Below are 14,589 nucleotides of genomic sequence, written 5' to 3' on the forward strand. Positions count from 1 at the left end.
CGTTTAAAAATTGACTATTTACTTGCGAAGCAAATTGACCATTGACATTTTCATCATCAATTATCCTTTCCCGTATAGTAATTATAGTCCTTGATCACCACATTAATAAACTGTCTCTCCGTCATCTTCTTCGGATCTATTTCCAGTTTTAAAATGCTTTTGATCTTATCAGAAAGCCGGCTGATGATTTGGCGGTCATCTACTTTCAGGGCTTTGGTATAATTATCTTTAATGATCCGCATATCATTATCGCTTAATGCAATGACCTGAGGAAATGAGGGTACATAGTCTTCATGAATATTTTCTAAGATAGTATGGGAAATATTGATAGTATTCTTTAAAGAGATCACGGCAGTGCCGGAAGCAATATCACCCAGGCGTTGGTTATTTTTAGAAACAATCATGGAGATCAGGCCTACAACACCGGCCGCTGAAGTATCGATCAGTCTGAAAACCCAGCGGATCAGATAATCACCAAAGCTCGCCTGGTAACCGTCGATTTTTACTACCCGGATTTTCATCAGTTTTTTCCCGGGAGTCTGTCCTTCCATCAGGCTTTCTAAAACAACGGGATAAATATAAACAGGAAATGTAAGAACAATATAAACCGCCATAACAGACCATTGATCCAGTCCTGCCAATAAATACCCTAGATCAAAAACATTGAAGAAAAGATAGAATACAATAACGACATAAGCAACCTTTATCAAAAGATCGATAATGAAGGCAAGCATTCTTTCTCCAACACTGGCAATATTAAAATTAATATTTACATTTTGTGAGGTATTTATCGCAATTTGAGACATAATTTTTATTATTTTAGCCTTACAATTATGAGAGAAGTTTATTTCATTAAACAAAATAAAGAAAAATGGTTGGGAATTGAACAGGTTATTCAAGGGAAAATAAAAAAAAATCCTGATGACCTGTCTTCGCTGTATATCAACCTGATCAATGATCTTTCATTTGCACAGACCTATTATCCTAAAAGCAATACCACAGTATATCTGAATCATCTGTCTTCGCAGATATTCCAGAAAATCTATAAAACCAAAAGGGTAGAAGAGAACAGATTCATCTATTTCTTCAGGACAGAAGTTCCCCTGCTGGTACACCATTACAGAAGATACCTTATGTATGCTTTTCTGTTTTTTATTCTGTTTACCTCAATCGGTGTACTTTCAGGAGCGTATGATAAAGACTTTGCGAATATCATTCTTGGAGAAAATTATGTTAATGAGACCATAGAAAATATTAAAAAAGGAAATGCTGTAGGGGTTTACCAGAGTGGTTCTACCTGGGGAAGCACCATTGGGATCATTTTCAACAACATCGGAGTAGGGGCGAAATTATATATTTATGGCATTGCGGGAGGAGTAGGGACATTGTTTGCTCTGCTTTCCAACAGTGTTATGCTGGGATCTTTTCAATATTTTTTCTATGATTACGGTGCTTTGAAAGACAGTGCGAGAGGAATCTGGCTTCACGGTGTTTTCGAGATCTTTGCAATGGTTGTAGAAGCCATGTGTGGACTGATTCTGGGAGCGAGCATTCTGTTCCCGAGAACATTTTCAAGATTCAATTCCTTTAAAAAAGGATTTAAAGATTCTTTTAAGATCTTTCTCAGTACCATTCCGTTTACCATTTGTGCAGGAATTATCGAAGGTTATGTAACCAGACATGCTTTGAAAATGCCGCTGGCGGTAAACCTTACCATAATAATCAGTTCACTTGCTATTATAGGATTTTACTACTTTGTTTATCCTTCGGTAGTTTATAAAAAAATTAATAATCACACCCATGATGCAATTTTATAAAAAAAGAGAATTTGGAGCTTTCATCAGTGACAGCTTTAATTTTTTCAAAGTATATGGAAAAAACTATTTCAAAAACTATATCCTGATCAACGGACTGCTGCTAATCTTAACAGTTGCAGTGGTAATTTTTGGCTTTAGAGAAATTTTCGGACAGCTTGTAGGGTCCAATATCAGTGGAGAAAGTTACTATTTTGAAAGGTATTTTTCGGAAAATGCCGGAATGCTGATCATTGCCGGAATACTGGTTTTTATACTTTTTGTCCTTTTGGGAATCGTTAATTATCTGTATCCGGTTTTCTACCTGAAAAGGATTACTGAAGGAGCCCAAAAGATAAAAACAGACGAAATCCTGGGCGATTTTAAACAAAATGCGGGAAGAATTGTTAAAATGTGCATAGGAATGCTCTTTATTGTGCTTCCCATAATGATGATCCTGGTAGGGTTCTCTTATGTATTGATGCTGATTATCATTGGCTTTTTCCTGATGCTGCTTGTTTATCCTACCGCATTCAATGTTTCAGCATTTCTGATGTATGATTATTTTAATACGAAAAGAGGCTTTATAGAAAGTTTGAGTTATTCCATAAGATCTCAGTTTTCTTACCCTAACGGAAACGAAAAATCCCCATACTGGAAATATTGGGGAGCATCCATTATCATGTTCATTATCATGTACATGATAACTTCTGTATTTACATTTATTCCGATGTTCTTTGTTTACGGATCACTTCTGACATCCGCTCCAAATGGAAATTTTGAAGAAAATCCCTTTACAGGAGCAGTAGGAATCATTTTCTTTATATTCTATGGAATTTCAATGCTTGTATCGTTACTCCTTTCCAATCTGATGTATATCAATGCCGGACTGATGTATTATGACAGCAGAACGGATCTTCACCAGAAAGTTGAACTTGAAGAAATAGAAACCATAGGCATTAATGAATAAATTTCTTTTTTTTCTGCTGCTTTTTTTCTCCATTGGTCCTGTTCATGCACAGGATGACCATGAACCTGCAACGGTAGAAGACTATATGGTAGATTCTCTGGGAACCGGGCATTACAGAAATATGCTCCGGGCAGATTCTGTACTCATCAGAAAACCAGTTTCAGAGAACCAGATTTACCCAAAGAAGTTCAAAGAGAATATTCAGTCAAGATATAAAGGAAAAGAATTTGATTATTCGGTTTCGAAGCCAAAAGAATCTTTCTTCCAGAAACTGATGAGGAAAATAGATAAGATTCTGCAAAGTATTTTTGGAGAAACTGTTTTTACCAATTCTGCAAAAATAACCACCATTCTTATCCGTCTTTTTGCAATTATTCTGGTAGGATTTTTACTTTATTTTATCATTAAATATTTAATGGGCAAAGACGGAAACTTTTTCTTCGGCAAAAAAAATAAAAAAGTGGATATTAATGCACAAGAGCTTCATGAGAATATCCATGAGATCAATTTTCCTGAAAGTATTGCAAAATTTGAAAGGGAAGGTGATTACCGTTCAGCGGTTCGTTACCAGTTTCTGTTTACCCTGAAAAAGCTGAGTGATAAAAAGCATATAAACTGGAATCCTGAAAAGACCAATAAAGATTATCTGATGGAGCTTAAAACAGAATATCTGAAAAATGATTTTTCCGGACTGTCTTATATCTTTGATTATGTTTGGTATGGTGAGTTCACCATTGATGAACACGCTTACCTGAAATTTAAAGATCAATACCAGGCATTTAAACCGTAATTAAACCATTAACCATGAAAAAAACCTTCAAAATATATGCTGTGATATTCATCGTTGTGATGCTTATTCTGGCGTTGCTTGAAGTCAATAAAAAAGAAACAACAGACTGGCGTAAAAATTTTAACATCAACGAAAAATCTCCGTTCGGCCTATTTGTTTTTAATAATGAAGCCAAAGCTTTGTTTAAGAATAACCTAAAGAGGACAGAAGAAACCCCTTACGATTACTATAACCAGAGAAAAAAAGCCCCGCATAATATCATTGTCATAGAAAAAGATCTGGATACAGAATCCTGGAAAAAAATTCTGGACCAGGTATCAAACGGTTCAGATGCGATGATTCTGATGAGCCGGATTTCAAAAGATATTTCAGACAGTATTGGCTATCATAGCTCAGATATTTCTTTTGAAGAAGAAAATGTACTGAAACTTACAGATACAAAATATCAGAATGATTTTATTAAATTAGATAAGTTTCCGTCGGGCAGAGGATTTTCATATATTAAACCTAAGGTGGAAGTCCTGGGTAAAACAGTGGAAAAGAACAATTCGGACCAGGCAAATTTTATTAAGACCAGCTTTGGAAAAGGAACGATCTATGTGCATAGTGAACCGCTTTTTCTGACCAATTATTATCTTTTAAAACCTGGAAGCTTAAAATATACACAGGATGTTTTTTCGTATCTTCAGGATAGGGAAACCATCTGGTTTGTGGATAACGACACCAAGGTTTCACGTTTCTTCATGAGATTCGTCTTGTCCAATCCTGCATTGAAGTATGCCTGGTGGATCTTTTTAGGCGGGCTTGTACTGTTTATTTTCTTTAATGCAAAAAGAAAACAGCGGATAGTCCCTGTTTTGGAACCACTGAGAAATACTTCGGTAGATTTTGTAAAAAGCATTGGAAATCTCTATCTTCAGGAAGGAAACTTTCATGATATGATGGCTAAAAAAGCCCAGTATTTTCTGAATAAAATAAGAATGGATCTGCTGATTGATACTCAGAATCTGGATGGAGAATTTGCAAAAAAGCTTCATTTAAAAACCGGGAAGCCAATGGAAATGATTGATGAAGCTATAGCTTTGATCAGAAAAGGGCAGGATCCTTATGCAAGTGTGATGAAAGAAGACCTTGTGAGAATGAATAAACTTCTTGATGAAATACTTAAATAAATATAACAATCTAGTAATGTAATAATGTAACAAGAGAGTAGAGGATAAGCAGAAATATCGGGTGCTGTATTGTTAAACGGTTACATTGTATATTGAAAAAATATAATTATGGAAAATTTTGAAAACCAGAATGTAGAGAATCAAAGTTCTATCAATCTAAATAAAAAAGAAGATCAGTTTCAGTCGCGGATTGATATGATTGAGTTACGCGCCAGTTTAGATAAAGTGAAATCCGAAATAGCCAAAGTTATCGTTGGACAGGAAAGCATGGTCGAGCATCTTATTGCAGCCCTTTTATCCAACGGGCATGTATTGATTGAAGGTGTTCCGGGAGTGGCAAAAACCATTACAGCCAAGCTTCTGGCGAAAACTATTGACGTAGGTTTCAGCAGAATCCAGTTTACGCCCGATCTTATGCCTTCCGATATTCTGGGAACCTCTGTTTTCAGTGTAAAAAACTCTGAATTTGAATTTAAAAAAGGGCCTATCTTTTCCAGCTTTATATTAATTGATGAGATCAACAGATCGCCGGCGAAAACCCAGGCGGCATTGTTCGAGGTAATGGAAGAAAGACAGATCACCATGGACGGGACCCGTTATATAATGGATGAGCCATTCCTGGTAGTGGCTACCCAGAACCCTATAGAGCATGAAGGAACCTACAGGCTTCCCGAAGCCCAGCTGGACCGTTTTCTGTTCAAAATCAATGTGGGATATCCGAATCTTGAACAGGAAATAGCCATTATCAGAAACCAGCACGAAAGTAAAAAAGAAGACAAAACTGATGGCATCAACCGTGTTATTACTGCTGAGCAGCTGAAAAGCTATCAGCACCTGGTAAAAGAGATCATCGTAGAATCTCAGCTCATGGAATATATTGCCAAAATTATTGTCAATACAAGAGAGAACCAGTTCCTGTATCTGGGAGCTTCTCCAAGAGCTTCACTGGCTCTTCTTACGGCTTCCAAATCTTTCGCTGCACTCAGAGGAAGAGATTTCGTAACACCTGAAGATATTAAAGAGGCAAGCTACGCCGTATTAAGACACAGGGTAATCGTTTCTCCGGAAAGAGAGATGGAAGGTCTTACCGCAGATGAAATCATACGTCAGATTTTAGAAGGAATAGAAATTCCGAGATAGATTGTAGGGATTAGGTTTTAGGGATTAGGTCTAACAGGTAATTATTAATCGCCGTTAAGTCCCTAATCCCTAAAACCTATCCCCTAATCCCTGAAAAAAATGAAAAACCTATACATCAATACACGATTTTTCTTTTCGCTCATCGGAGTAGGGATAGTGTATGTCCTCGCTTTTTTCTTTCCGGTTCTGATGTGGGCGGCCCATATTCTATTACTGCTATGTTTTCTAGCGGCAATGGTAGATTATCTTTTACTGTTTAATCAGAAAAATGCTGTGCTTGCCCAAAGAATACTGCCGGAGAAGCTGTCCAACGGGGATGAAAATTTTGTAAAAATCGATATTAAAAATAATTACGGTTTTAAGATCAGCACAAAGATCATTGATGAAATTCCTTTTCAGTTCCAGAAACGGGACTTTTTGATTACAAAAGATATTGAATCAGGTAAGAATACTTATTTTCAGTACAGTCTGGAGCCTAAAGAAAGAGGAGAATACAGTTTCGGAAATCTGAATGTCTATGCTTCTTCACCATTAGGATTTGTTGCCAGAAGATTTAATTTCCAGAAAGATGCTATGCTGCCTGCCTATCCGTCTTTTGTTCATCTCAGAAAATATGAACTGATGGCACTGCAAAGCGAATTTATGTTGGGAGGAATCAAAAAGATCAGAAAACTGGGGCATACCATGGAATTTGAACAGATCAAAGAATATGTTCCCGGAGATGATATCAGAACGATTAACTGGAAAGCTACTTCTAAAACGAACCGCCTGATGGTCAATCAGTTTCAGGATGAAAAATCTCAGCGCATCTTTATTCTGATTGATAAAGGAAGGACAATGAAAATGCCTTTCAATGGGTTGAGCTTGCTGGATTATTCAATCAATGCAGCTATGGCTCTTTCCCACATCATTCTGAAGAAAGGCGACCGGGCCGGAATGATGACCTTCTCTAAAAAGACCGAGAATAAAATTGCGGCCGAAAACAAATCGGGACAGCTGAAAAAGATCTCAGAAGCACTGTACAATATTAAAACCGATTTTTTTGAGAGTGATTTTAATCGTCTGTACCAGGATGTAAAATATTCTCTGAACCAGAGGAGCCTTGTTTTGCTTTTTACCAATTTTGAAACTCTTGACGGATTAAACCGGCAACTGAAATACCTCCGTGGTATTGCCAAAAACCATTTGTTGGTTGTTGTATTTTTTAAAAATTCAGAATTACAGACCCTTATCCATAAAAATCCAGAAAGCATGCAGGAAATTTATGACGAGATTATCGCTGAAAAATTTGAATTTGAAAAGAAACTGATCATTCAGGAACTGAGGAAATATGGGATTTACACCGTATACACACTGCCTGAAAACTTAAATATTGACGTTATCAATAAATATTTGGAAATAAAAGCGCGGGGAATTTTATAATTTTGCTTTAATATAAATCTAAAGGCTTCAGTCATTCTGAATGAAGTCGAGGAATCTTTAAAAATTAAAAATGAAAATAACACTCAACAGACTCAACGACGATTTTTTATTTGAATGTACCAATTCCCAGGGGAATTCGATCCTTTTGGACAATACCTCACAGCCGGGAGCTAAAGGCGTTTCTCCTATGGAAAGTGTACTCATGGCCGTAGCCGGATGCAGTGGAATAGATGTGGTGGCTATTCTGAAAAAACAACGTCAGGAAATCACAGGTTTCAGGGCAGAAGTAGAAGGGGAAAGAGTTCCTGTAGAAGATGCAAAGCCATTTAAATCTATCAAAGTGAAATTTCTTTTAGAAGGAAATATTGATCCTAAAAAAGCATTGAAAGCAGCCCAACTGTCTTTTGAGAAATACTGTTCCGTATCAAAAACTTTAGAGCCTAATGTAGAAATCGGGTATGAAGTTTTGGTGAATGGAGAGGTAGTTTAGTTATTTTTAATTGAATATAAAAGCGGCCGGCCCATTTGGGCCGGCCGCTTTTATATCGTTAATCTGGGTTTCATAAGCTTGGCAACCGTTGCAGTCCATCCTGTCTGATGGGAAGCTCCTACACCACGGCCATTGTCTCCATGGAAATATTCAAAGAAAGTAATATAATCCTTAAAATGTTCATCATAATTAAATTTGGCATTGCCTCCGTTGAAAGGCCTCTGCCCGTCTTCATCCTTTAAAAATAAAGAGCATAATCTTTTGCTGATATTCTGGGCGACTTCATCCAGGTTTTTCTTCTCTCCGCTTCCGGTAGGGAATTCTACCTTTAAGCTGTTGCCATAGTAAAAATGGAAACGCTGTAAGCTTTCCACAATCAGGAAGTTGATAGGAAACCAGATAGGGCCTCTCCAGTTGCTGTTACCACCGAACATCCGGCTGTCGCTTTCTGCAGGAGTATAATACACTATATTTTCTGTCCCATGAACAGAGAATACAAACGGGTTTTCTTCATACACTTTTGACATGGCGCGGATCCCGTAAGAACTTAGAAATTCGTTTTCATCAAGCATCCTTCTCAAAACCTTTGTCAGCCTGTTTTTGCGCAAAATGCTCATCAGATGTTTTCTTCCCTGTCCTTCCTCATCCCAGTGAGAAACAAGCTTTGTAAGTTCCGGCTTGTTTTTTAATACCCAATCCATTCTTGCCTGGAAATTAGGCATTTTCTCCAGTAATTTATGGTCTACAATTTCCACGGCAAACATCGGGATCAATCCTACGATGCTTCTTAATTTCAAGGAAACACTGTCCCCGTTACCGAGCTGCAGTACATCATAGAAAAATCCATCCTCCTCATTCCATAAACCTTCCTTACCGTCACCCAGATTTTCCATGGCTTCAGCGATATACAGATAATGTTCAAAAAACTTGATCGCCATATCTTCGTAAACCTGGTAGTATTGGGCAAGTTCCATAGCAATCCGCATCATATTAAGAGCGTACATCGCCATCCAGCTTGTTCCGTCGGCCTGTTCAAGGTGTTGTCCGTCTTTCAGTTCCATATTACGGTCAAAAGCACCAATATTGTCCAGACCAAGGAAACCTCCTCCAAAAATATTGTTACCGCTTTTATCCTTTCGGTTGACCCACCATGTAAAGTTCAGGAGCAGTTTCTGGAAAACTTTTTCGAGAAATAAAAGATCAGGTTTACCGTTTTGCTTTTCATCAATTTTGAAAACCCGGAAACAGGACCATGCGTGTACCGGTGGATTTACGTCGCTCAGGTTCCATTCATAGGCAGGAAGCTGGCCATTCGGATGCATATACCATTCCTTTGTCAAAAGCAGAAGCTGCCCTTTTGCAAATTCACCGTCAATAATAGAAAAAGGAACGCAGTGAAATGCCAGGTCCCACGTTGCATACCATGGATATTCCCATTTATCAGGCATGGAAATGATATCCTTATTGTGAAGATGATTCCATTCTGTATTTCTTACATACTCATTAAAATTTCTGGGAGCCTTATGATTAGGGTCACCTTTCAGCCATTTCCCTACATTATAATGATAGAACTGTTTATTCCAGAGAAGTCCTGCAAAAGCCTGACGCTGGACATTCCTTTCGTCTTCATTAGTTGTTTCACTCTGGATGTCATTGTAAAACTCATCTGCTTCGGCAATTCTTGTACTGAAAATTTCGTCAAACTTATCAAAGGGTTCATCCGTTTCATCAGGGCACAACCTGAAATCAAAAGTTTTGGATTGTCCGGCCCCAATCATTTCATCGATAATGAAGGAGGCTTTGGTGCCTCTCTTTTCCGGATTTACCGTATTGCTTCCATAGATGATATGATCATTTATTCCGTCTTTAAAATAGGTGTTTCCAGGATAAGGTGCTCCGTATAATTTCGGAGTATTTGTTTCATTTTCGCAGAAAGCACTTTTAGCAGCCAGATTTCTTGAATAAAGCTTTTTAATCGAAATGCTGTCATGATTAATATCAATGCATCCGTCATATGACGCATTCATCTGGGCTTTATAAGTATTATAGCCCCATTTCCAGTTATTTCGGAACCATGCAGTAGGAGCTATAACGATGGGAGCATCCTGCAGGCTCCGGTTATGGATGGTTACCCTTGCAAGAATATCATTGTGGTCTGCTTTACAGTATTCAATGAAAATATCAAAATATTCATCATTATTAAAAATTCCGGTATCAAATAGTTCATATTCAGGTTCCTTTTTGCTTCGTCTTCCGTTTTCGGCAACAAGATCATCATAAGGAAACGGATTGATAGGATATTTATACACCATTTTCATATAGCTGTGGGTAGGTGTATTATCTAAGTAGTAAAAAATTTCTTTGATATCCTCTCCGTGGTTACCCTGAGGATTGCTTAAGCCAAAAAAACGTTCTTTTACGATTTTATCTTTTTTATTCCAGAAGGAAAAGGCAAAACAGAAAATCTGCTTTACATCAGAAATCCCGGCGATCCCTTCTTCCCCCCATCGGTAGGCATAACTTTCTGCATTATTATGGTTGGCGTAATGCCAGGCATTTCCGTTCGGGCTGTAGTCTTCACGTACATTTCCCCATTGCCGGTTACTGACGTATGGACCCCAGTTTTTCCATTTAGAATCTTGTAATCTTTCTTTCTCAACAGTCATATTTCATCACTTTTTCAATACGAAGTTAGTTTTTTTGAAAAATAATTCCAATTCCTCTCACCTGAAGAATTATTAACATAGCCCTGAAACGCTTATTATTACAGTGTTTTTAAATATTAAATATTTTTTCTTTTTAATTTTAAAAGAAAAGACTTATCTTTGCAGAGCGTTCATTCAAATATTGAAAATGTTATCAAGAAAGGTTGAGGGATTAGACCCTATGAAACCTTAGCAACCCTTTGTGCAAGCAGAGAAGGTGCTACGTTCTACCAATTTATTTTGGACAGATAACTTACTGAAGTTCTTTTCAGCCATTTCCTGTGGCATTTTCAATTGTATTAAAATAATAGAATTGAAAACAGAACTAAACTATATTAATCTTTCGTATCGTACCCATTCCCAAAAGGAATACAATATCCCGTTGACTTATCAGGTCTTCGGGAAAGACCTGTTTACAGCACCTGTTATATTGGTAAATCATGCCTTAACCGGAAATTCAAATGTTTCCGGAGAAAAAGGATGGTGGAAAAAGCTGATCGGTGAAAATGAGGTTATTGATACGACTCAATATACAGTTCTGTGTTTCAATATTCCCGGAAACGGATATGATCATTTTTTAATTGACGAATACGAAGACTTCACGCCATCAGATATTGCTGAAATATTTCTGAAAGGCCTCGAAGCTTTACACATCAAAAAATTATACGCCATTATCGGAGGTTCTCTCGGAGGAGGGATTGCGTGGGAAATGCTTGCCAAACAACCACAGTTGGCAGAGATTTTTATTCCCATTGCCTGTGATTTTAAAACCCACGACTGGCTTCACGCGCAGTGCCTGGTTCAGAAATTTCTGCTGAATGGAAATGATGAACCCCTGCAGAAAGCAAGAATCCATGCGATGCTGTGTTACAGAACCCCTCAATCCTTAAATGACAGATTTCAAAACAGATACGACTATAAAAAACAGCGGTTAAAGTCAGAAGACTGGCTGGTTTATCACGGAAATTCATTGAACGAAAGATTTAGTTTAAAATCATATAAGCTCATGAACCATCTGCTGATGAATATTAATGCCGAAGAAGAAAAGTTGGAAAAAATCGGTGCCCGAATGCACCTTATCGCAGTGGACACAGATTTATTTTTCCCTGCTTCGGAAATCCGAATGTGCTTTGAACAGCTGAAAGAGAAAAACAAAGAGGTTTTCTATCATGAAATACAGTCAATTCACGGGCATGATGCCTTCCTAATGGAATACGAACAATTAAATACTATCATAAAAAATATTTTGTAGAATGAGAAATGCCAACGAAATAAAGTTTTTAAGAAACAGATCAATCATCAAGTTTGAAGGAGAAGATTTCCTGGGTGAAATCGGGATCGACGGAAGAATTTTTAAGGCGCTTACTTTGGCGCGCATCAGTGTAGGAGTGATCTCCCAACAGGCCATTGAAAACGGAATATCCATTCTGGTCAATGAAGCCGATGCAGAAAAAGCAGTTACCTGCCTGATCGACGAATTTGAAGCAGAAAGAAAATCAGGAAAGGTTTCACAGATTTACAGCATCAATAATGTTTCCGTACTTGGATTTGTAGCGGAAGATTTTAATAAAGTTCTAGCAGAATTAGCCAGAAATAATGTCTTTCCACTTCTTCTCAACCAGGTGGCGGCCGAAAAAAGAGTCAATATTGTCGTTACCTCTTCCCAGGATGAGAAAACGAAAAATATCATTGAATCCGAAATTTTCAAAAAGCCTAAAACTGTTCACCTGGCGATCATTGGTCACGGAAACGTTGGGAAAACATTAATAGAGCAGGTGTTACAGTCGTCTGAAGAAATAAGAAGACGTAAAAAGATAGATCTTAAAGTGGTTGCAGTTGCCAATTCAAGAAAGATTGCATTCAATAAAAAAGGTTTCAATGCGGACTGGAATGATGAGGTCTTGACAGCACATCATCCCTCAAATGTTGAAGAGCTGATTAATTTTTCAAAAGAAAATCAGCTGGAAAACCTGATTGTAGTAGACAATACAGCAAGCAAAGATTTTGTAAAAAACTATCATGCACTCGCTGAAAACGGTTTTGACCTGGTTTCGTCCAATAAAATTTTCAATACACTTCCCATAGAGGAATATCGTAAACTAAGATATACGTTGAGTAAAAATAACAGACGCTATCTCTATGAAACTAATGTGGGAGCAGGTTTGCCATTGATTGATACCATAAAATTACTCCATCTTTCAGGAGAAAATATTACCAGAATAAAAGGGGTTTTCTCAGGATCATTAAGCTATATCTTTAATAATTTCTCTGTAAGAAATGATAAATTCTCAACGATTATCGGAGAAGCAATGGAAAAAGGGTATACAGAACCTGATCCGCGTGAAGACCTTTCCGGAAACGATGTGGCAAGAAAACTTCTCATTCTGGCAAGAGAATTAGATCTGATCAATGAATTCCAGGATATTGATATTCAAAATTTAATTCCTGAAAATCTTCTGTCTGTAGATAAAAACGAATTTATCTCAAGGCTGGATGAGCTGGATGAAGAATACCGGAAAATTAAAGAAGGTCAGGAGCCCGGACATGTGCTTCGTTATGTAGGCGATCTTCATGGTGACCTTCAGAAAGACAAAGGACAGCTCGATGTGAAACTGGTTTCTGTACCCGGCACCTCTGCATTAGGTCAGCTGAAAGGTTCAGATTCTATTTTTGAGATCTATACCGAAAGTTATGGTGAGAACCCAATCGTAATCATGGGAGCCGGAGCCGGAGCCCAGGTAACAGCAAGAGGAGTTTTCGGAGATATTTTAAGAGTAAGTGAAACGAAATAATAATTTAATATAACAATTTAACAATGTACTAATTTACCAATGATCTTATTGTTACACTGTTAAACTGATACATTGCTACATTTTAAAACTATATGGAGAATTTTGAAACATCAGCGATAAGAACACAAACTGAAAGAACGCAGTTTGACGAACATACAACACCATTATATCTTACATCCAGCTTTATATTTCAGGATGCAGAAGATATGAGAGCAAGCTTTGCTGAAGAAAAGCCTAAAAACTTATACAGCCGTTTTTCAAACCCGAACGTGACAGAATTCACGGATAAAATTGTAATAATGGAAGGTGCAGAGGCGGGATATGCGTTTGCAACGGGAATGGCTGCCATTTACTCAACATTTGCGGCTTTATTGGATGCAGGCGATCATATCGTCAGCTGCCAGTCGGTGTTCGGATCTACACATACCTTGTTTACAAAATATTTCCCGAAATGGAATATTGAAACCACTTACTTTAAAGCTGGAGATGCGGAAAATGTAGAGCAGTATATTAAGCCCAATACAAAGATCCTGTACCTGGAAACGCCTACCAATCCGGCTATTGAGATTCTGGATCTTGAGTTTTTCGGACAGATTGCGAAGAAGCATAACCTTATCTTTATTGTAGATAACTGTTTTGCAACACCATATCTGCAGCAGCCCATTAAATATGGTGCAGACATTGTTGTACATTCTGCAACGAAACTTATTGACGGTCAGGGAAGGGTATTAGGTGGAGTAGCCGTAGGAAAAGCCGATCTGATCAGAGAGATTTATCTTTTTGCAAGAAATACAGGACCTGCAATGTCGCCTTTCAACGCTTGGGTATTATCAAAAAGTCTTGAAACATTGGCTATCCGTGTTGAAAAGCATTGTGAAAATGCCTTAAAAGTAGCTGAATTTTTAGAAAACCACTCCAATGTAGAGCTTGTAAAATATCCTTTCCTAAAATCCCACCCTAGTTATGAAATTGCTAAAAAACAGATGAAATTGGGCGGAAATATCGTAGCTTTTGAAATTAAAGGAGGAATAGAAGGGGGAAGAAACTTCCTGGATAAAATAAAACTGTGCTCACTTTCTGCCAATTTAGGAGATACAAGAACCATCGTAACTCATCCCGCATCAACTACCCACTCAAAACTGACCGATGAGGAAAGAAATGAAGTAGGTATTACCGCAGGGCTGGTACGCTGTTCCGTAGGTCTTGAACATGTAGATGATGTGATAGCGGATCTGAAGCAGGCCCTAGATTAACTCAACAGGAACTGGCTTTACCTGCCACAGGATGACAGTCCTATTAATAACAATTAGCGATC

Annotated in this window: 12 protein-coding genes and 1 riboswitch; of the genes, 10 read left to right on the forward strand and 2 right to left on the reverse strand. The window is 37.7% G+C overall.

Going from position 1 to position 14,589, the window contains the following annotated elements; translation table 11 throughout:
* Positions 1 to 56: 56 nt before the first annotated feature.
* Positions 57 to 806: an RDD family protein gene (locus tag AC4IFE_RS04735; RefSeq protein WP_490755248.1), complete on the reverse strand. Its 750-nt coding sequence runs from the start codon at positions 804 to 806 to the stop codon at positions 57 to 59.
* A 27-nt stretch (positions 807 to 833) separates the two neighbouring features.
* On the opposite strand from AC4IFE_RS04735, the gene AC4IFE_RS04740 reads away from it, so the two are divergent.
* The 7 genes from AC4IFE_RS04740 (at position 834) to AC4IFE_RS04770 (ending at position 7,777) form a co-directional block, all read left to right on the forward strand.
* Positions 834 to 1,817 (forward strand): stage II sporulation protein M, encoded by a 984-nt coding sequence (locus AC4IFE_RS04740; protein WP_490755249.1) that lies wholly within the window; start codon positions 834 to 836, stop codon positions 1,815 to 1,817.
* Entirely contained in the window at positions 1,801 to 2,763 is a 963-nt protein-coding gene (locus tag AC4IFE_RS04745) for a DUF4013 domain-containing protein (protein ID WP_490755250.1), read from the forward strand. The genes AC4IFE_RS04740 and AC4IFE_RS04745 overlap by 17 nt, the downstream gene beginning before the upstream one ends.
* Entirely contained in the window at positions 2,756 to 3,553 is a 798-nt protein-coding gene (locus AC4IFE_RS04750) for a DUF4129 domain-containing protein (protein WP_490755252.1), read from the forward strand. The genes AC4IFE_RS04745 and AC4IFE_RS04750 overlap by 8 nt, the downstream gene beginning before the upstream one ends.
* 14 nt (positions 3,554 to 3,567) lie before the next feature.
* On the forward strand, positions 3,568 to 4,725 hold the full coding sequence (locus AC4IFE_RS04755; protein WP_490755253.1) for a DUF4350 family protein: 1,158 nt from the start codon (positions 3,568 to 3,570) through the stop codon (positions 4,723 to 4,725).
* A 108-nt stretch (positions 4,726 to 4,833) separates the two neighbouring features.
* Entirely contained in the window at positions 4,834 to 5,865 is a 1,032-nt protein-coding gene (locus AC4IFE_RS04760; RefSeq protein WP_490755254.1) for an AAA family ATPase, read from the forward strand.
* 99 nt (positions 5,866 to 5,964) lie between these two features.
* Positions 5,965 to 7,287, forward strand: a complete 1,323-nt coding sequence (locus AC4IFE_RS04765) for a DUF58 domain-containing protein (protein WP_490755255.1) — start codon at positions 5,965 to 5,967, stop codon at positions 7,285 to 7,287.
* Positions 7,288 to 7,357: 70 nt separating this feature from the next.
* Positions 7,358 to 7,777 (forward strand): OsmC family protein, encoded by a 420-nt coding sequence (locus AC4IFE_RS04770; protein ID WP_490755256.1) that lies wholly within the window; start codon positions 7,358 to 7,360, stop codon positions 7,775 to 7,777.
* Positions 7,778 to 7,827: 50 nt separating this feature from the next.
* On the opposite strand, the gene AC4IFE_RS04775 is transcribed toward AC4IFE_RS04770, so the two are convergent.
* Positions 7,828 to 10,443 carry an MGH1-like glycoside hydrolase domain-containing protein gene (locus tag AC4IFE_RS04775; RefSeq protein WP_490755257.1) on the reverse strand — a complete coding sequence of 872 codons (2,616 nt, stop codon included), beginning with the start codon at positions 10,441 to 10,443 and terminating at the stop codon, positions 7,828 to 7,830.
* Between the two features lie 187 nt (positions 10,444 to 10,630).
* A riboswitch (SAM riboswitch) is annotated at positions 10,631 to 10,737 on the forward strand.
* A 58-nt stretch (positions 10,738 to 10,795) separates the two neighbouring features.
* Between AC4IFE_RS04775 and AC4IFE_RS04780 the strand changes: the two genes are divergently transcribed.
* The 3 genes from AC4IFE_RS04780 to AC4IFE_RS04790 all read left to right on the forward strand — a co-directional run bounded on the left by AC4IFE_RS04780 (position 10,796) and on the right by AC4IFE_RS04790 (position 14,527).
* Entirely contained in the window at positions 10,796 to 11,734 is a 939-nt protein-coding gene (locus AC4IFE_RS04780; protein WP_490755258.1) for an alpha/beta fold hydrolase, read from the forward strand.
* 1 nt (position 11,735) lies between these two features.
* The gene (locus AC4IFE_RS04785) at positions 11,736 to 13,274 is read left to right on the forward strand and encodes an ACT domain-containing protein (protein ID WP_490755259.1); all 1,539 of its coding nucleotides are present in this window, start codon (positions 11,736 to 11,738) and stop codon (positions 13,272 to 13,274) included.
* Between the two features lie 92 nt (positions 13,275 to 13,366).
* A complete protein-coding gene (locus tag AC4IFE_RS04790; RefSeq protein WP_490755260.1) occupies positions 13,367 to 14,527 on the forward strand; it encodes an O-succinylhomoserine sulfhydrylase in 1,161 nt (386 codons plus the stop codon).
* Positions 14,528 to 14,589 lie beyond the last annotated feature (62 nt).

The organism is Chryseobacterium sp. UF-81, from assembly GCF_058245105.1.

Excerpts from the sequence above, each read along its gene's own strand:
- AC4IFE_RS04735 (WP_490755248.1), bottom strand. The coding sequence starts at position 806 with ATGTCTCAAATTGCGATAAATACCTCACAAAATGTAAATATTAATTTT.
- AC4IFE_RS04740 (WP_490755249.1), top strand. The coding sequence starts at position 834 with ATGAGAGAAGTTTATTTCATTAAACAAAATAAAGAAAAATGGTTGGGA.
- AC4IFE_RS04745 (WP_490755250.1), top strand. The coding sequence starts at position 1,801 with ATGATGCAATTTTATAAAAAAAGAGAATTTGGAGCTTTCATCAGTGAC.
- AC4IFE_RS04750 (WP_490755252.1), top strand. The coding sequence starts at position 2,756 with ATGAATAAATTTCTTTTTTTTCTGCTGCTTTTTTTCTCCATTGGTCCT.
- AC4IFE_RS04755 (WP_490755253.1), top strand. The coding sequence starts at position 3,568 with ATGAAAAAAACCTTCAAAATATATGCTGTGATATTCATCGTTGTGATG.
- AC4IFE_RS04760 (WP_490755254.1), top strand. The coding sequence starts at position 4,834 with ATGGAAAATTTTGAAAACCAGAATGTAGAGAATCAAAGTTCTATCAAT.
- AC4IFE_RS04765 (WP_490755255.1), top strand. The coding sequence starts at position 5,965 with ATGAAAAACCTATACATCAATACACGATTTTTCTTTTCGCTCATCGGA.
- AC4IFE_RS04770 (WP_490755256.1), top strand. The coding sequence starts at position 7,358 with ATGAAAATAACACTCAACAGACTCAACGACGATTTTTTATTTGAATGT.
- AC4IFE_RS04775 (WP_490755257.1), bottom strand. The coding sequence starts at position 10,443 with ATGACTGTTGAGAAAGAAAGATTACAAGATTCTAAATGGAAAAACTGG.
- AC4IFE_RS04785 (WP_490755259.1), top strand. The coding sequence starts at position 11,736 with ATGAGAAATGCCAACGAAATAAAGTTTTTAAGAAACAGATCAATCATC.
- AC4IFE_RS04790 (WP_490755260.1), top strand. The coding sequence starts at position 13,367 with ATGGAGAATTTTGAAACATCAGCGATAAGAACACAAACTGAAAGAACG.